Origin of the sequence: Microbacterium sp., from assembly GCF_040394595.1 — a bacterium.
Taxonomy (GTDB): Bacteria; Actinomycetota; Actinomycetes; order Actinomycetales; family Microbacteriaceae; genus Microbacterium.
The window spans coordinates 196,857-214,392 of sequence record NZ_JBEBSA010000001.1; the positions used below are offsets into that span (position 1 = coordinate 196,857).

Annotated in this window: 17 protein-coding genes; 6 read left to right on the forward strand and 11 right to left on the reverse strand. The window is 70.0% G+C overall.

What is annotated here, in order from left to right; translation table 11 throughout:
* Positions 1-65 precede the first annotated feature (65 nt).
* A complete protein-coding gene (locus tag ABWO84_RS01015; protein WP_353111608.1) occupies positions 66-1,196 on the forward strand; it encodes an ROK family transcriptional regulator in 1,131 nt (376 codons plus the stop codon).
* A 6-nt stretch (positions 1,197-1,202) separates the two neighbouring features.
* Here the strand turns inward: ABWO84_RS01015 and ABWO84_RS01020 are convergent, their stop codons facing one another.
* The 8 genes from ABWO84_RS01020 to ABWO84_RS01055 form a co-directional block, all read right to left on the reverse strand.
* Complete coding sequence (locus ABWO84_RS01020; protein WP_353111610.1) at positions 1,203-2,468, reverse strand: alpha-L-fucosidase; 1,266 nt, start codon at positions 2,466-2,468, stop codon at positions 1,203-1,205.
* A gap of 115 nt (positions 2,469-2,583) precedes the next feature.
* On the reverse strand, positions 2,584-3,612 hold the full coding sequence (ilvC, locus tag ABWO84_RS01025; RefSeq protein ID WP_353111612.1) for a ketol-acid reductoisomerase: 1,029 nt from the start codon (positions 3,610-3,612) through the stop codon (positions 2,584-2,586).
* A gap of 82 nt (positions 3,613-3,694) precedes the next feature.
* Positions 3,695-4,204: an acetolactate synthase small subunit gene (gene ilvN, locus ABWO84_RS01030; protein ID WP_353111614.1), complete on the reverse strand. Its 510-nt coding sequence runs from the start codon at positions 4,202-4,204 to the stop codon at positions 3,695-3,697.
* A 3-nt stretch (positions 4,205-4,207) separates the two neighbouring features.
* Positions 4,208-6,010 carry an acetolactate synthase large subunit gene (locus ABWO84_RS01035; RefSeq protein ID WP_502915362.1) on the reverse strand — a complete coding sequence of 601 codons (1,803 nt, stop codon included), beginning with the start codon at positions 6,008-6,010 and terminating at the stop codon, positions 4,208-4,210.
* Positions 6,011-6,061: 51 nt separating this feature from the next.
* Complete coding sequence (gene ilvD / locus ABWO84_RS01040; protein ID WP_353111616.1) at positions 6,062-7,780, reverse strand: dihydroxy-acid dehydratase; 1,719 nt, start codon at positions 7,778-7,780, stop codon at positions 6,062-6,064.
* 9 nt (positions 7,781-7,789) lie between these two features.
* Positions 7,790-8,587, reverse strand: coding sequence for a trehalose-phosphatase (gene otsB / locus ABWO84_RS01045; protein ID WP_353111618.1), 798 nt, complete (start codon positions 8,585-8,587; stop codon positions 7,790-7,792).
* Complete coding sequence (locus ABWO84_RS01050) at positions 8,584-10,023, reverse strand: alpha,alpha-trehalose-phosphate synthase (UDP-forming) (RefSeq protein ID WP_353111620.1); 1,440 nt, start codon at positions 10,021-10,023, stop codon at positions 8,584-8,586. The genes otsB and ABWO84_RS01050 overlap by 4 nt, the downstream gene beginning before the upstream one ends.
* Positions 10,024-10,057: 34 nt before the next feature.
* Positions 10,058-11,314, reverse strand: a complete 1,257-nt coding sequence (locus ABWO84_RS01055) for an MFS transporter (RefSeq protein WP_353111622.1) — start codon at positions 11,312-11,314, stop codon at positions 10,058-10,060.
* Between the two features lie 148 nt (positions 11,315-11,462).
* Here ABWO84_RS01055 and ABWO84_RS01060 point away from each other — a divergent pair, with 148 nt between their 5' ends.
* Positions 11,463-11,744 carry a hypothetical protein gene (locus ABWO84_RS01060; RefSeq protein ID WP_353111624.1) on the forward strand — a complete coding sequence of 94 codons (282 nt, stop codon included), beginning with the start codon at positions 11,463-11,465 and terminating at the stop codon, positions 11,742-11,744.
* Positions 11,745-11,811: 67 nt separating this feature from the next.
* Here the strand turns inward: ABWO84_RS01060 and ABWO84_RS01065 are convergent, their stop codons facing one another.
* The 3 genes from ABWO84_RS01065 to ABWO84_RS01075 are packed head-to-tail and all read right to left on the reverse strand — an operon-like array spanning position 11,812 to position 14,415.
* Positions 11,812-12,990 (reverse strand): acetyl-CoA C-acetyltransferase, encoded by a 1,179-nt coding sequence (locus ABWO84_RS01065; RefSeq protein ID WP_353111626.1) that lies wholly within the window; start codon positions 12,988-12,990, stop codon positions 11,812-11,814.
* Positions 12,987-13,643, reverse strand: a complete 657-nt coding sequence (locus tag ABWO84_RS01070; protein ID WP_353111628.1) for a CoA transferase subunit B — start codon at positions 13,641-13,643, stop codon at positions 12,987-12,989. The genes ABWO84_RS01065 and ABWO84_RS01070 overlap by 4 nt, the downstream gene beginning before the upstream one ends.
* A 1-nt stretch (position 13,644) precedes the next feature.
* Positions 13,645-14,415 carry a CoA transferase subunit A gene (locus tag ABWO84_RS01075; protein WP_353111630.1) on the reverse strand — a complete coding sequence of 257 codons (771 nt, stop codon included), beginning with the start codon at positions 14,413-14,415 and terminating at the stop codon, positions 13,645-13,647.
* A gap of 106 nt (positions 14,416-14,521) precedes the next feature.
* On the opposite strand from ABWO84_RS01075, the gene ABWO84_RS01080 reads away from it, so the two are divergent.
* The 4 genes from ABWO84_RS01080 to ABWO84_RS01095 are packed head-to-tail and all read left to right on the forward strand — an operon-like array spanning position 14,522 to position 17,531.
* Positions 14,522-15,316, forward strand: coding sequence for an IclR family transcriptional regulator (locus ABWO84_RS01080; protein WP_353111632.1), 795 nt, complete (start codon positions 14,522-14,524; stop codon positions 15,314-15,316).
* Positions 15,317-15,355: 39 nt separating this feature from the next.
* Entirely contained in the window at positions 15,356-15,799 is a 444-nt protein-coding gene (locus ABWO84_RS01085; RefSeq protein ID WP_353111634.1) for a MarR family winged helix-turn-helix transcriptional regulator, read from the forward strand.
* Positions 15,796-17,019 (forward strand): MFS transporter, encoded by a 1,224-nt coding sequence (locus ABWO84_RS01090; protein ID WP_353111636.1) that lies wholly within the window; start codon positions 15,796-15,798, stop codon positions 17,017-17,019. Before ABWO84_RS01085 ends, ABWO84_RS01090 begins: the two co-directional genes overlap by 4 nt.
* Positions 17,020-17,048: 29 nt before the next feature.
* Positions 17,049-17,531, forward strand: a complete 483-nt coding sequence (locus tag ABWO84_RS01095; protein ID WP_353111638.1) for a YbaK/EbsC family protein — start codon at positions 17,049-17,051, stop codon at positions 17,529-17,531.
* Positions 17,532-17,536: the final 5 nt, after the last annotated feature.

Genomic DNA, 17,536 nt, shown 5'->3' on the forward strand with positions numbered 1-17,536 from the left:
ATGAACATCCGATGTCTGCGCGCCGAACGTTTCACCGCCGACAGCCGCGAGCATTGGACGCCGACATGCCGAATCTCGACGACGCCTCGACCCGTCGCATCCTGGAGCTCGTCGCCGACGGCGCCGCCCGCTCACGCGGAGAGCTGGCCGAGCGGCTCGGCGTCGCCGCCTCGACGATCGGCCTGCGCGTGCAGTCGCTGCTCGACGCCGGGCTGCTCCGCGAGGCCGGCGACGGGACGTCGCGCGGCGGGCGTCGTCCGCGGATCCTCACCCTCGCCGACGCGGGCTCCCTGCTGACCGCGGATCTCGGCGGCGGCCATGCCCGGATCGGCCGGCATTCCCTCAGCGGCGGCATCGAGCGCATCGAAACGATCGCGATCGACCTCTCGCAGGGCCCTACGGCGACGCTCGAGAAGGTGAGCCGGGTCTTCGACCGCTTCAGCGAGAGCGTCCGCATCCGCGCGATCGGCATCGGGCTCCCCGGCCCCGTGGACATCGACACGGGATCCGTCGACCAGCCGTCGCGGATGCCGGGCTGGCCCGGCTTCCCCGTCGGGGAGCATCTCCGCAACCGCCACAGCGTGCCGGTGGCCGTCGACAACGACGCCAACCTCGCCGCGCTCGGCGAGCACCGGTCGCAGTTCGGCGACGCCCGACACAGCATCACCGTCAAGGCGGGCACCGCGATCGGCAGCGGCATCATCGTGGACGGGAGGATCCACCGCGGAGCCACCGGCGCGGCCGGCGACATCACCCACACCCGCATCGACGGCAGCGGGGACATCCCGTGCTCCTGCGGCAACACCGGATGCCTGGAGACCGTCGCGAGCGGCGCGAGCCTGGTGCGGCAGATGCAGGAACGCGGCTACGCGGACGTGCGCTCCACGGAAGAGGTGCTCTCCCTGGCCCGCGACGCCGACCCCGAAGCCACCACCCTGGTGCGCACGGCCGGCACGCACCTCGGGCAGGCCCTGTCCGGGGTGGTCAACTTCTTCAACCCCCACGCAGTGTTCCTCACTGGCAGCATGAGCGCGTCGGAGCCGTTCCTCGCCGCCGTGCGCAGCCGCGTCTACGAGGCGTGTCATCCGCTCTCCACGCAGACCCTGCGCATCGAGGCCGCGCGTACCGGCGCCGACGCGATCCTGCAGGGCGCCGCGCGGCTGGCGCTCGAAGCCCTCGACCTGCCGGTCGGCTGAGGACTTTCAGTCCTCGAGGAGCGTCAGCTCGATCACCGGCATCAGCACGTCGGGCCGCTGTACGGGCAGATGCACCGTGAGGGTGCCCTCCGCCTCCCCCGCCGGCGTCATGTGCGAGGCCTGCTGTCCCGGATCGGTCGCCGACGTCCGCAGCCACGAGCCGTCGTTGAGCAGTCGCGCGAAGGAGACCCTGCCTGCGAGCCCCGGCAGGTGCACGAAACCCAGCGGCCAGCTGAAGAGGTGCAGGTAGAGGCGGTCGCCCCGCCGCGTGTAGACGCCTTCGCGGGGCGGTCGGAGTGCGGCATGCCCCGCCCCGACGATCGCGTCGCGGTGCAGCCGCATCCACTCGCCCAGTTCGCCGAGGGTCGCCGCGTCCCGCGGAGCGATCGCGCCCCTGCCGTCCGGGCCGACGTTCAGCAGCATGTTGCCGTCCATCGAGACGGAGTCGGCGAGCATCTGCACCAGCATCGTCGCGGACTTCTGGTCGTGGTTGTCCCGGTGGTACCCCCAGGAGCCGTTGAGCGTCTGGCAGGCCTCCCAGACCTGCGGAACCCCGTCCTTCCGGAGCGGCGAGGTGGGCTGATACTGCTCGGGAGTGACGAAGTCCGCGGGGATGCCGAGTCGATCGTTGACCAGCATCGCCGGCTGAAGCTCACGGCACATCGCCAGCAGGCCGTCGGCGTCCCAGTCCTCCGGGCCTTTCCCCGCCCAGCCGTCCCTGTGCTCGGGGTAGGTGAAGTCGAAGAAGAGGTAGTCGATCTCGCCGTACCCCGTCAGCAGCTCGCGCACCTGTCCGTGGAGGTGGGCGCGGTACCGGGACATGTCGCGCCCCTCGTTGAGCGCTGACGCGTTGTCGTCGTCGCGACGCGGGTGGTTCCAGTCGATCGTGAAGTCGGGATGATGCCAATCGATCAGCGAGTGGTAGAGCCCGACCTTCAGGCCTTCGGCGCGCACGGCGTCGACGAACTCGCGCACGAGGTCCCGGCCGATCATCGCCGCGGTCGAGAAGTCCGTGGCGGAGGAGTCCCACAGACAGAAGCCGTCGTGGTGCTTGGTGGTAAGCACCACGTAGCCCATCCCGGTCTCCTTGGCGCGACGGGCGAGCGCCCGGGCGTCGAACAGGTCGGGGTCGAAGTGCTCGGCGTAGGGCCGGTACTCCTCATCCGTCAGGCGCTCATAGTTCTGCACCCACTCGTGGCGGGCGGCCACGCTGTAGACCCCGAAGTGCACGAACATCCCGAACCGGGCCTCATCGAACCATGCCTGTCGCATGGCTCCATCCTCGCACAGACATCCGATGTCTGCGTGTCTATCTTCCCACCCGGTCACGCACCAGAGGAGGGCATCCCCGGGGATGCCCTCCTCTGGTCACAGGATCAGCCGGGGGTCAGCGCGCAGCGCTGCCCTCGATGTAGTCCTCGTCGGCCTGCTTCCAGGCGAACAGGGCGCGCAGCTCCTTGCCCGTGGTCTCGATCGGGTGTCCCTGCTCCTTCTCGCGGAGGGCGAGGAACTCCGCCCCGCCGTTGTCCTGGTCGTCGATGAAGCGCTTCGCGAACGCGCCCGACTGGATGTCGGCGAGCACGCCCTGCATGCGCTCCTTGACACCGGCATCGATGATGCGCGGGCCCGAGACGTAGTCGCCGAACTCGGCGGTGTCGGAGATCGACCAGCGCTGCTTGGCGATGCCGCCCTCCCACATGAGGTCGACGATGAGCTTCAGCTCGTGCAGCACCTCGAAGTAGGCGATCTGGGGCTGGTACCCCGCCTCGACGAGGGTCTCGAAGCCGGCCTGCACGAGGTGGCTCATGCCGCCGCAGAGCACGGCCTGCTCACCGAACAGGTCGGTCTCGGTCTCCTCGGTGAAGGTCGTCTTGATGACGCCCGCACGGGTGCCGCCGATGGCCTTCGCGTAGGCGAGGGCGACGTCCCAGGCCTGGCCCGAGGCGTCGCGCTCGACGGCGATGATGTCCGGGATGCCGCGGCCGGCGACGAACTCGCGGCGCACGGTGTGGCCGGGCGCCTTCGGGGCGATGAGGATCACATCGACGCCCTCAGGAGCGTCGATGTAGCCGAAGCGGATGTTGAAGCCGTGTGCGAAGGCGAGGGTCTTGCCCGCGGTCAGCTTGTCCTTGATCGACTCGTTGTAGATCGTGCGCTGGTGCTGGTCCGGCGCGAGGATCATGATCAGGTCGGCCCACTCCGCGGCGTCGGCGACGGTCTTGACGGGGAAGCCCGCCTCCTCGGCCTTGGCGATCGACTTCGAGCCCTCCTTGAGGGCGATGGCGACCTCGACGCCCGAGTCGCGCAGGTTCATCGCGTGGGCGTGGCCCTGCGAGCCGTACCCGACGATGGCGACCTTCTTGCCCTGGATGAGCGACAGGTCGGCGTCGGCGTCGTAGAAGATCTCGGTGCTCACTGTGTGTTTCTCCTTGATTGTGGTTCTGGGGTTCGTCGCTCCGGGCATCAGGTCCCGCTCGATGACCGGAGGGGCTGAATGTCTAGCCGCGCAGGACGCGTTCGGTGATGCTCTTGCCGCCACGGCCGATCGCGAGCAGGCCCGACTGGGCGAGCTCCTTGATGCCGAAGGGCTCGAGCGCCCGCAGCAGCGCGTCGACCTTGCCCTTGTCGCCGGTGACCTCGATCACCAGGGCGTCGGGGGCGTAGTCGACCACGGATGCGCGGAAGAGGTTGACGACCTCGAGCACGTTCGACCGCGTGTTGTTGTCGGTGCGCACCTTCACGAGCATGTGCTCGCGCTGCACCGACGCGGTCGCGTCGAGCTCGACGATCTTGATGACGTTGACCAGCTTGTTCAGCTGCTTGGTCACCTGTTCCAGCGGCAGGTCCTCGACGTCGACCACGACGGTGATCCGCGAGATGCCCGGCACCTCGGTGACCCCCACCGCGAGGGACTCGATGTTGAAGCCGCGGCGGGCGAAGAGTCCCGCGACCCTGGTCAGCAGACCGGGAGTGTTCTCGACGAGCAGGCTCAGCACGTGTGTCGACATGTGTCAGTCCTCCTGATCGAAGGCCGGGGCGTGGTCACGCGCGTACTGGACATAGCTGTTGCTGACTCCCTGGGGCACCATCGGCCAGACCATGGCGTCGGCGCTCACGACGAAGTCGATCACCACCGGGCGGTCGTTGGTCTCGAGGGCCGTCTGGATGGCGGCGTCCACGTCCTCCTCCTTCTCCACCCGCAACGCGAGGCAGCCGTAGGCCTCGGCGAGCTTCACGAAGTCGGGGATGCGGCTCGTCCCGTGCCCGGTGTTGAGATCGGTGTTCGAGTGACGGCCGTCGTAGAAGAGGGTCTGCCACTGCCGCACCATGCCGAGCGACGAGTTGTTGATGATCGCGACCTTGATCGGGATGTTGTTGATGACGCAGGTGGCGAGCTCCTGGTTGGTCATCTGGAAGCATCCGTCGCCGTCGATCGCCCAGACCACGCGGTCCGGCTCGGCGACCTTGGCGCCCATGGCGGCGGGGACGGAGTAGCCCATCGTGCCCGCTCCCCCGGAGTTCAGCCAGGAGTTCGGGCGCTCGTACTTGATGAACTGCGCCGCCCACATCTGGTGCTGTCCCACGCCGGCGGCGTACACGGCCTCAGGGCCGGTCAGCTCGCCGATGCGCTGGATCACGTACTGCGGCGCGAGCAGGCCGTCGGTGGTCGGCGCGTAGCCGAGCGGGAACTCGGCACGCAGACCGTCGAGGTACGACCACCACTCTTCGATGTCGGGCTTCTGCGATCCGACCTGGCCGCGGAAGGCGGCCTCCAGGTCGATGAGCACCTCGCGGACGTCGCCCACGATCGGCACGTCGGCCGTGCGGATCTTCGAGATCTCGGCGGGGTCGATGTCGACGTGCACGACCTTGGCGTTCGGGGCGAACAGCGCCGCCTTGCCGGTCACACGGTCGTCGAACCGGGCACCGAGCGAGACGATCAGGTCGGACTCCTGCAGGGCGAGCACGGCGGGCACCGTACCGTGCATGCCGGGCATGCCCAGGTGCTGCGGATGCGAGTCGGGGAACGCGCCACGGGCCATCAGGGTGGTCACGACGGGGGCTCCGGTCGACTCGGCGAGTCCTCGCAGCTCGGCGGCCGCGCGGCCGCGCACCACACCGCCGCCGACGTACAGCACGGGCTTCTTCGCCTCGGCGAGCATCGCCGCCGCGGCCTGGATCTGCTTTCCGTGCGCCTTGGTCACCGGGCGGTATCCGGGCAGGTCCACCTTCGGCGGCCAGACGAACGACAGCATGTCCTGCTGCGCGTCCTTGGTGATGTCCACGAGCACGGGCCCCGGACGACCCGTCGAGGCGATCTCGAAGGCGGCGGCGATCGCGCCGGGGATCTGCGACGCCTCCTTCACGAGGAAGGAGTGCTTGGTGACCGGCATCGTGATGCCGACGATGTCGGCCTCCTGGAAGGCATCGGTGCCCATGAGGGTCGAGAACACCTGCCCGGTGATCGCGACGATCGGCATCGAGTCCATGTAGGCGTCGGCGATCGCCGTCACGAGGTTGGTCGCCCCCGGGCCGGAGGTGGCGATGGTGACGCCGACCTTGCCCGACGCGGCCGCGTAGCCCTCGGCCGCGTGTCCGCCGCCCTGCTCGTGGCGGACGAGGATGTGGCGCAGCTGCGAGGCGTCCATCATCGGGTCGTAGACCGGGAGGATGGCGCCGCCGGGGATGCCGAAGACGTCGGTGACGCCGAGCTTCTCGAGCGAGCGCACGACGGCCTCTGCTCCTGTGATCTCGGGGGCGGATGCGGGACGGGCGGGCGGCCGTGGCACGGCCGGCGCGGAATCAGCGGTCATGTGTCGTTCCTGATGGTGTGTGTCTGTCGTGTTCGTGGATGCCGCAGCAGCTCAACCGGTGGTCGCTCCTTCAGCGGCGGAGCGCACCAGACGGGAGTACTTGGCGAGGACGCCACGGGTATAGCGCGGGGGAAGCGGCTCCCAGCCTTCCCGGCGGGAGCTCAGCTCGGTCTCATCGACGAGTAGATCGAGAGTGCGAGCCGCGATATCGACCCGTATCAGATCACCATCGCGCACGAAGGCGATAGGACCTGCGTCCACCGCTTCGGGTGCTATGTGGCCGATGCACAGGCCGGTTGTGCCGCCTGAGAATCGTCCGTCCGTCAAGAGTAGTACATCTTTTCCGAGCCCTGCGCCCTTGATGGCCGCGGTGATGGCGAGCATCTCCCGCATGCCGGGTCCGCCCTTGGGCCCCTCGTAGCGGATCACGATCACCGATCCCGGCTCGATCGCCCCCTCGGCGACGGCGTCCATCGCCGCGCGCTCGCGCTCGAACACGCGCGCAGGACCCTCGAACACCGCCGCGTCGAATCCGGCGGTCTTCACGACCGCGCCCTCCGGCGCGAGCGAGCCGTGCAGGATCGTCAGGCCTCCGGTCGCGTGGATCGGGTCGTCGAAGCGGTGGATGACCGTGCCGTCGATCGGCTGCGGGTCGAGCTCCGCGAGGTTCTCCGCGAGCGTCTTCCCGGTCACGGTCAGCGCGTCGCCGTGCAGCAGCCCCTCATCGAGCATCGCCTTCATGATGACCGGGATCCCGCCGTGCCGGTCCACGTCGTTCATGACGTACTTGCCGAACGGCTTCATGTCGGCGACGTGGGGCACCCGGTCGCCGATCCGGTTGAAGTCGTGCAGGCTCAGCTCCACCTCCGCCTCACGGGCGATCGCAAGCAGGTGCAGCACCACGTTGGTGGAGCCGCCGAGCGCCATCGCGAGCGCGATCGCGTTCTCGAACGCCTCCTTGGTGAGGATGTCACGGGTCGTGATGCCCTGGCGGAGCAGCTCGACGACGGCCTCGCCCGACCGGTGCGCGAAGTAATCGCGGCGACGGTCGGCGGCGGGCGGCGCGGCCGACCCCGGGAGGCTGAGACCGAGCGCCTCGGCGACGGACGCCATCGTGTTGGCGGTGTACATGCCGCCGCAGGCGCCCTCACCGGGCGCGATCGCGCATTCGATGCGCTTGAGGTCCTCTTCGCTCATCAGACCGGCGCGGCAGGCGCCGACCGCCTCGAAGGAGTCGATGATCGTGACGTCCTTCTCGGTGCCGTCCGAGAGCTTCACCCATCCCGGCGCGATCGATCCCGCGTAGAGGAACACGCTCGAGAGGTCGAGACGCGCGCTGGCCATGAGCATGCCGGGGATCGACTTGTCGCAGCCGGCGAGGAGCACGGACCCGTCGAGGCGCTCCGCCATCATGACGGTCTCGACCGAGTCGGCGATCACCTCACGCGACACGAGCGAGAAGTGCATGCCCTCGTGGCCCATCGAGATGCCGTCCGAGACGGAGACCGTGCCGAACTGCAGCGGATATCCGCCACCGGCGTGCACGCCCTCCTTCGCCCCCTGCGCGAGCCGATCGAGGCTGAGGTTGCAGGGCGTGATCTCGTTCCAGCTGGAGGCGATGCCGATCTGGGGCTTGTCCCAGTCCTCGTCGCCCATGCCGACGGCGCGGAGCATCCCGCGGGAGGTGGTGGCCTCGATCCCGTCTGTGACGACTCGGCTGCGGGGCTTGATGTCGATCTCGGCGGCGCCGGCGGCTTCGTGGGAGGACATGACGGAAGTCTATTCCCGCCGCGCCCTCCGCTCGTCCGCGAGGGCGGCGAGCAGCTCGCCCATCTCGGTCGGGTCGGCCACCCGCAGAGACGCGGCGGTCTCCCCCGCGCCCACGCGCACCCCGAGGTCGCCGGGACCCATCACACGCAGCGCGTCCTCATCCGTCGTGTCGTCGCCCGCGAACAGCACCGCCGTCGCGTCGAACGACGCACGGAGCCGGGCGATCGCCGCGTCCTTGCCCGCGGTCTGCGAGGAGAACTCCAGGATCTCGTTGCCCGTGCGGCGACGCCACTGCGGAGCGTCCTCCGCCATGTACGCGTCGACGGCGGCGAAGGCCTGCTCAGCGACCACCGGGTCGGCGCCGCGGCTGTGGATCCCGACCCCGTAGGTCTTCCGCTCGAACCTGATGCCCGGGTACGCGGCGAGCAGCTGCGCGATCCCGGCCCACACCGACTCCCGCAGTGCCGCGTCCTCGGGCGTGTCGACGGGATCGGCCGCCCCCGCGCCGGGAAGCCAGTACTCCGCGCCGTGGGAGCCGGCGAGTGCGATCGGCGAGTGATCGCCGTGCTCGACGATGATCCGGAGATGCTGCATGCTGCGCCCCGAGACGTAGGCGACGCGGGTCTCTGGCAGTGCGGCGAGACGGTCCACCGCGGCGGCGACGCCCGGAACCGCCCGGGCGGACATCGGATCGACCGCGAACTCCGAGGCCGTGCCGTCGAAGTCGAGGGCGATGAGCAGCCGGGGCGTCCGCGCCAGGGCGGCGAGCGCCTCGTCGGGGGTGCCGGGCGTCCAGGTGCGCGTCATGACTCTGTCTCTCCTTGGGGGTGAGGGGCGCCGCGACGGGCACGGGCAGCGGCGAGAGCGTCGAGGAACGATGTGGACCAGGCGCGCACGTCGTGCTCGAGCACCCTCTTGCGCAGGGCCCTCATCCGGCGCCCTTGTTCGGCGGGCGGCATCTCGATCGCCGCCAGGATCGCCTCCTTCAGCCCTTCGATGTCGTGGGGGTTGACCCGCACGGCGCTGCGCAGCTCATCCGCCGCACCGGTGAACTCGCTGAGCACGAGCACGCCGCGATTGTCGTCGCGCGTGGCGACGTACTCCTTGGCGACGAGGTTCATGCCGTCGCGCAGTGCCGTGACAAGCATGACGTCGGCCGCGAGGTACAGCGCCACCATCTCCTCGCGGGGGAACCCCTGATGCAGGTAGCGGATCGCCGTGTGCCCCGTCGTGTCGTGGTCACCGTTGATGCGCGCCACGGAGAGCTCGATCTCGTCACGGAGGTGCACATAGGCGTCGACCCGCTCGCGGCTGGGGCTGGCGACCTGCACGAAGGTCACGTCCTCGACCGAGAGGCGGCCCTGATCGAGCAGTTCGCCGTACGCCTTGATCCGGTGCCGGATGCCCTTCGTGTAGTCGAGGCGGTCGACGCCGAGGAGGATGCGCCGCGGATTGCCCAGCTCCTGGCGGATCTCGACGGCGCGCGCCCGGATGTCCGGACGCTGTGCGAGCTCACGGTAGGGGGTGGTGTCGATCGAGATCGGGAACGCCTTGACCAGCGGCCAGCGCCCGTCCGGCGTGTCCACGCTGGACGCCCTCACCTCATGGTGCAGGCGACGGCGCACGGCAGTGTGGAAGTTCGTGGCGTCCTGCGCCCGCTGGAAGCCGATCACGTCTGCGCCGAGCAGCCCCTGCAGCACCTGGTCCCGCCAGGGAAGCTGGGCGTAGAGCCCGTGCGCGGGGAACGGGATGTGGTGGAAGTACCCGATCGTCACGTCCGGGCGCAGCTCGCGCACCATCGCGGGGACGAGCTGGAGCTGGTAGTCGTGCACCCAGACCGTGCCGTTCTCCGCGACGGCGGACGCCGCCGCCTCCGCGAAGCGCCTGTTCACCGTGACGTACGCCTCCCACCACTCGCGATGGAACTGCGGGGGTGCGATGACGTCGTGGTAGAGGGGCCAGATCGTGTCGTTCGAGAACCCCTCGTAGTACTCCGCGACCTCCTGCTCGCTGAGCGCGATCGGAATGAGGCGGATGCCGTTCGCCTCGAAGGGCTCGAGCACGAGGTCGGCCTGGCCGGGCCACCCCACCCACGCGCCGTCGACCGTGTGCATGACGGGTTCGAGGGCGGCGACGAGCCCTCCGGGCGACGTTCGCCAGATGTCTTCGCCGTCGGGGCCGATGACCCGGTCGACGGGGAGGCGATTCGCCACGACCACGAACTCCGCCTGCCTGCTGGTCATCCGCGCCCCGTTTCGTCGATCCGGTGCCCCCAGGCTATCGAGACGATCTGTGCGGGTTGTTCAGCGACGCGTTCACGACGCCGGAGAGGATCACGATGAAGGCCGCAGCGATCGGCACGAGGAGGGCACCGGCCGTGCCCGCGGACTCCGCGATCTGCCCGGTGACGGCGGCCCCGAGCGACTGCCCGACGATGATCGCCGACCCCAGCATCGTCATCACCGTGGCGGAGCGACCGGCGGGCGTGTGCGCGGCGCCGAAGCTGAACTGGGTCACCAACGTCGGCCCGGTGCCGATGCCCATCAACGCGAGCGCGACGCACATCGTGGCGACATCGCGGGTGAGCAGCAGGAGCAGGCTCCCGCCGAACATGACGGCGGCGAACACGAGCCAGCGTGAGCGCAGGGTGAATCGGGCGGGCAGGAACGCCACGCCGAGTGCGAGGATCGCCGACCCGATGCCCATGACGCCGTAGAGCAGCCCGGCCTGCTCCGGGTGACCGCGGTCGTCCATGAAGCTCGTCAACGAGGTGAGCATCGATCCGAAGAAGAGGCCGACCCCGAGCATTCCGGCGACCACGACCAGCAGGCGGGCGCGGAACAGCTCGCGCACCGGGCTGAGCACCGCGCCGGCCCCGCTGCGGGCCGCGGAGATGTGGGAGCCGCTCGGGTGCAGGGCGAAGGCGCCGACGAAGAGGAGCGTGAGCGCGGCTCCGATCAGCAGCGGCGCCCAGGGCGCGATGGCGGAGGCGAGGATGCCCACGAGGAAGGGGCCGAAGACGAAGACGGTCTCGTCGGCCGCCGACTCGTAGGCGAGGGTCGAGCCGATCACCCGCGGATGCCGGGACGGCTCCATCCTCTCGGTGATCATCGTGACCAGCCGCGAACGTGACATCGGCGCGACCTGGGGTGCCGTGGCACCGATCGCGAAGGCGGAGAGCAGCACGACCCCGTCGGGGAGGGTGCTGTACGCGGCGAGGGTGAACAGCACCAGTGCGGTCGCATTGCCGAGCGCGGCGATGAGCAGGACCATCCGCTGGCCGAACCGATCCGCGGCGGCTCCGAGGAGCGGGCCGACGCACGCGGTACCGAGGCCGACCGTCGCGGACGTGAGGCCGCCGAGCGAGAGCGAGCCGCGAGCGGTGACCGCGAGGGTCAGCACGCCCACGACCATCATCGCGAAGGGCAGGCGTGCGACGAAGGCGATGAGGAAGTAGGGCAGCCCTGCGATGCGCAGCAGGCTCGGCGGGGTGTCGGAGGAAGGAAGGGTGGAGAGGGTTGCGGTCTGTGTCATGACTCTCGCGTGCCCGGGACGCGGATCGGGTGCCGCCGTATCCGTCGGAAAGCCGACGGCCGGTGGATACACAGCTTCTGGGATGCCGGGGGATCCGCGACCATTCTATCCTCCGTCGTCGGAGCGGCCGGCGTGTAGCGTGGGGGCCATGCGATACCTCTTCGGCACCGGTCTCATCGGCGCGATCACCGCGGGGCTCTCGCTGCTGCGCGGCACGCGGGAGGCACCGATCACCTGGCGCGCGGTCCTCGCGTGGCTGAGCTGGGGCATCACGCTCGCTCTCGCGATCGGGGCGATCGTCGACATGCGCCGCGACGAGCGCGGCCAGATCGTCGCGGCGGACTCCCCCCTCGCCCCGGTGCAGGTCAAGCGCGCGAAGAAGTTCGAGAAGGCCGTCGCCAAGGCCGAGAAGAAGGCCTCGAAGCGCTGAGCTCCGCCTCGCCGGCACAGGACGCGGGAACGCCCCCGGTCTCCCGAGGGCGTTCCGTGTGGACGGCTCAGCGCGTGAGGATCAGCGCCTCGCCCTGACCGCCGCCCCCGCAGAGGCCGACGGCCACGGTTCCGGCGCCCCGGCGGGCGAGCTCGTGCGCCATGTGCACCACCAGGCGGTTGCCGCTGGCGCCGATCGGATGCCCGATCGCGATGCCGCCGCCGTGGATGTTCACGATGTCCTCGCTGATGCCCAGCTCCTGCTGAGAGCGGGCGACCACGGCGCCGAAAGCCTCGTTAATCTCGACCAGATCGAGGTCGGACGGCGTGATGCCCTGCTTCTCGCAGGCCTGTTCGATCGCCCGCGCCGGCTGCGCCTGCAGCGAGTTGTCCGGACCCGCGGTCTGGCCGCTCGCGCCGATGACGGCCAGCACCGGCCATCCCCGCGACTCGGCGTTCTCCCGGGTGGTGACGATCACCGCGGATGCGCCGTCCGAGATCGGCGAGGAGTTGCCCGCGGTGATCGAGCCGCCCTCGGCGAAGGCCGGCCGGAGGTTCGCGAGGGTCTCCATCGTGGTCTGGGGCCGCACGCCCTCGTCACGGCTCACGACGACGGGCTCTCCGCGTCGCTGGGGCACCTCGACCGGCACGATCTCGTCGTCGAAGACGCCCGCCTCCGCGGCGGCCGCGGCGCGCTGGTGCGAAAGCACGGACACCTGGTCCTGCATCTCCCTGGTGAGGCCGTATCGGCCGTTGTGGCGCTCGGTCGACGCCCCCATGCTCTCCTTGTCATAGGCATCGGTCAGCCCGTCGTAGGCCATGTGGTCGAGCACCTCGACGCTGCCGTAGGCCCATCCCTCACGAGAGCCCATGAGCAGATGCGGCGCACGGGTCATCGACTCCATCCCCGCTGTCACCACCGTGGTCGCGTCGCCGCAGCGGATCATCCGCGCCGCGTCGATGACGGCGGTGAGCCCGGAGAGGCACACCTTGTTGACGGAGTGGGCCGGGACGTCCCAGTCGATCCCCGCGCCGATCGCCGCCTGGCGCGCGGCGTTCTGCCCGGAACCGGCGGCGAGCACCTGCCCGACGATCACCGCGTCGATCGCGGACGGATCGACGGAGGCCTGCGCCAGCGCTCCGCGGATGGCGAGCGAGCCGAGCTGCGGCGCCGTGAACGCAGCGAGCTGCCCCTTGAGGCGCCCCTGCGGGGTTCGTGCGGCGGCGACGATGACGATGTCGGTCATGAGTTCTCCTTCGTGAGGGCTTCCGGGATCACCAGCGGCGGCTCGGTGGCGTCGACGACCTCCTGCACCGAGACGCCGGGGGCGGTCTCGACCAGGACCAGTCCGTCTTCGGTGACGTCGATGACGGCGAGGTCGGTGATGATCCGGTGCACGACGCCGCGACCCGTGAGGGGAAGGGAGCAGTCGTTCACGATCTTCGCCGAGCCGTCCCGGGCGACGTGCTCCATCAGCACGATCACCCTGCCGGCGCCGTGGACCAGGTCCATCGCGCCACCCGGCCCCTTGACCATCTTCCCGGGGATCATCCAGTTCGCGAGATCGCCGCCGGCCGAGACCTGCATCGCCCCGAGGATCGCCGCGTCGATCTTGCCGCCGCGGATCATCCCGAAGCTCGTCGCGGAGTCGAAGTACGCCGCGCCCGGCAGCGTCGTGACGGTCTCCTTGCCCGCGTTGATGAGATCGGGGTCGACGTTCTGCTCGGTCGGATAGGGGCCGACGCCGAGGATCCCGTTCTCGGACTGCAGCACGACGGTCACATCATCCGGCACGTAGTTCGGCACCAGGGTCGGCAGCCCGATGCCGAGGTTGACGTAGGCGCCGTCCTGCAGCTCCCGCGCAGCGCGGGCGGCCATCTCGTTGCGGCTCAGTGCCATGTCAGGCTCCTTCCGTGACGGTGCGCCGCTCGATGCGCTTCTCGATGCCGGTGCCGACCTCGACGATGCGGTGCACGTAGACGCCGGGGAGATGCACCTGGTCGGGGTCGAGCTCGCCCGGCTCGACCAGCTCCTCCACCTGCGCGATGCAGATCCTGCCCGCCTGCGCGGCGAGAGGGTTGAAGTTGCGGGCGGCCTTGTTGAAGATCAGGTTGCCGTGGCGGTCTCCGCGCCACGCGTGCACGAGGGCGAAGTCCGTGACGATCGACTCCTCGAGCACGTAGTCACGGGGCGCGCCGCCGGGCGCGAAGCTCCGCACCTCCTTCACGGGAGACGCCACCGCCACTCCCCCCGCCCCGTCGTAGCGCCGCGGCAGGCCGCCCTCGGCCACCTGGGTGCCGACGCCGGTCTGCGTGAAGAACGCCGCGATCCCGGCCCCGCCGGCGCGCAGCTTCTCGGCCAGGGTCCCCTGCGGGGTGAGCTCGAGCTCGAGCTCACCGGAGAGGAACTGCCGCTCGAACTCCTTGTTCTCGCCGACGTACGAGGAGGTCATCTTGCGGATGCGCTGAGCGCCGAGCAGGATGCCGAGTCCCCAGTCGTCCACGCCGCAGTTGTTGCTGACGATGCTGAGATCCCGGGTGCCCTGGGCGTGCAGAGCCTCGATGAGCACCATCGGGTTGCCGGACAGCCCGAATCCGCCGACGGCGAGGGAGGCGCCGTCCGGGATGTCGGCGACCGCTTCTGCGGCGGACGCCCACTGCTTGTCGATCACACGTCACTCCTTCGTGAGGGGGTAGGCCTCCAGCATCCGCCCGTCCGCAGCGCGGCGGCAAACGGCTGCTTGCGATGTGGTCATCGGCCGCACTAGCGTCCACATTATGGAATCCCCCTCCACGCCGCGGCGTACCGTGCCCGGAGCCCAGGCGGTTGCGCGAGCCGCAGGCCTGCTGCGCCTCGTGACGTCCGCCGCCGACGGCGCGTCGCTGCAGCGCCTCGCCCGCGACTCCGGGCTGAGCCGTTCCACGGCGCACCGCCTGCTCACTGCCCTGCGCGTCGAGGGGCTGGTCGACCAAGACGACGCGACATCCCTCTGGATGCCGGGTCCGGAGCTGTACCTGATGGGCACCGTCGCCGCAGCGCGCTACGACGTCACCGAGCTCGGCCGCGACATCGTGCGCTCGCTGGCGGTGAAGACCGAGGAGAGTGCCTTCCTCTCCGTGCGCCGCGCCGATGAGACCGTGTGCCTGCTCCGCGAGGAGGGCTCGTTCCCCATCCGTTCCTTCGTCCTCAGCGAGGGCGTGCGGTTCCCGCTGGGTGTCGCGAGCGCGGGCCTCGCGATCCTCTCGTTCCTGCCTGACCACGATGTGGATGCCTATCTCGACCGGCATCCCGAGCTGGTGGAGCGGTGGGGGCGCCCGCACGGCGAGAGGCCGCTGCGCCGTCGCCTCGCCGAGACGAAGGCGCGCGGATACGCGGTGAACCCCGGCCTGATCGTGGAGGGCTCCTGGGGCATGGGTGCCGCGGTGTTCGATCGCGACGGGCGACCGGAATGGGCGTTGAGCCTCACCGGAGTGGAGTTCCGCTTCGGCCCCGAGCGCCTGCCGCAGCTCGGACGTACGCTGATGGCGCACGCCCATCAGCTCTCGTCTCGGATCGCCGGCGCCCGACGCTGAGAGCATCGATTACATACCGAGTGATATATACTCATTGATATGGATCGCGAAGACATCATCCCAAGAATCGTGATGTCCGCGCACGCACTCGCCCGCATCGCCGCTCAGGACGCACGGAACGACGCCCCCTCGGCGCAGTGGCGCCTCCTCGGCATCCTCGAGCCGGGGAACCCGCTGCGCGTCGGCGCCCTCGCCCGCGCGGCCCGCACCACGCAACCGGGCATGACGCGGTTGATCGGCGAGCTCGAACGGGTCGGTCTCCTCGCCCGCACCCCGGACCCCGACGACTCCCGAGCGACCCTCGTCGCGATCACCCCGGCCGGAGCTGACGCGTTGCATGAGTGGCGACGCGAGTTCCGGACGACCCTCGCTCCCCGCTTCGCCGACCTCGATGACGACGACTGGCGGGTCCTCGCGCGCGCCGCAGAGCTCCTGCGCACGCACAGCATCGAACACGAACATCAGACGGGAGACATGGAATGAGCAGTTCGACCGGATCGGTCTGGAGGCAGCCCGCGCAGGTGTGGGCGGTGGCCTTCGCCTGCGTGGTCGCCTTCATGGGCATCGGGCTCGTCGACCCGATCCTGCCCGCGATCGCCAAATCGCTGAAGGCGACGCCGGTCGAGACCGAGCTGCTCTTCACGACCTACCTGCTGGTCACCGGGCTCGCGATGCTCATCACCAGCTGGGTGTCCAGCCGTATCGGCGCCAAGGCGACCCTCCTCACGGGGCTCGCCCTCATCGTCGTGTTCGCCCTGCTCTGCGCCGTCAGCGGCAACGTCGAGATGGTCATCGGGTTCCGCGCCGGCTGGGGCCTCGGCAACGCGCTCTTCATCTCGACCGCCCTCGCGACGATCGTCGGCGCCGCCAGCGGCGGCAGCGGAGCAGCCATCGTCCTCTACGAGGCGGCACTGGGACTCGGCATCGCGATCGGCCCCCTGCTGGGCGGCCTTCTCGGCGAGGTCAGCTGGCGCGGACCGTTCTTCGGCGTTGTCGCACTCATGGCGATCGGCTTCATCGCCGTCCTCACGCTGGTGCGCTCGAAGGGCGAGAAGCGCGAGCCGATGCCGTTCTCCGCGCCGTTCCAGGCACTCGGACGTCCGGCGCTCGCGATCCTCGCGGTCGCCGCACTGTTCTACAACATCGGCTTCTTCGTTCTGCTCGCGTTCTCCCCGTTCCCGCTCGGCTTCGGCGCAATGGGGATCGGGCTGACCTTCTTCGGCTGGGGCGTCGCCCTCGCCGTGACCAGCGTCTGGGCCGCACCGTTCCTGATGCGCCGGATGCGCCGCACCACGATCATCCTCACCGTGTTGCCGCTCCTCGCCGTCGACCTCGTCCTGGCCGGCGTCCTCGTCTCGAGTCCCACCGCGCTGGTGGTCTGCATCATCGTCGGCGGTCTGCTGCTCGGCGTGATGAACACAGTGCTCACCGAAGCCGTGATGGAGGCCACCGACCTGCCCCGCTCCGCCGCCTCCTCGGCGTACTCGGCGGTGCGCTTCCTCGGCGGCGCCGCCGCCCCGCCGCTGGCCGCGCTGCTGTGGCACACCTTCAACGCGACGGTCCCCTACGTGTTCGCGGCCGTGTCCGTGCTGATCGCCGCGCTCACGGTGTTCCTCGGCCGCCGAGTGCTCGCGCACATCGACGACGAGGCGGAGGGGCCGGCGGAGGACGCCGAGGCTATCCTCGTGGGTGACGCCGCCTGAGGCGCGGCCCCTGCGACAGAGGAGCACTCATGACCGATGCCGATTCCCTCCCGGCCCGCAGCCGCATCGTGCAGGAGCATCTCGAAGCGGCAGGCGTCCGCACCCGAGTGGTCGTGCTCCCCGAGTCGGCCCGCACGGCCGCCGAGGCCGCGGCGGCGGTCGGGTGCGAGGTCGGCGCGATCGCGAACAGCCTCGTACTGACCGCCGACGGCGAACCGGTGCTCGTCATGACGAGCGGCGCCCACCGCGTGGACTTCGGCGTGCTCGCCGAGAGCATCGGCGCCTCGAACGTCGCGATGGCGCCGGCGTCGCTCGTGCGGGAAGCGACCGGCCAGGCGATCGGCGGCGTCGCTCCGGTCGGACACCCCGCTCCCCTGCGCAGCTACCTCGACGAGGACCTGCAGGGGTTCGAGGAGATCTGGGCGGCGGGCGGGACGCCGCACACCGTGATGCCGCTGACCTTCGCACAACTGCGGACGCTGACCGACGGGCCGTCGATCCGCGTCGCCTGAGGACG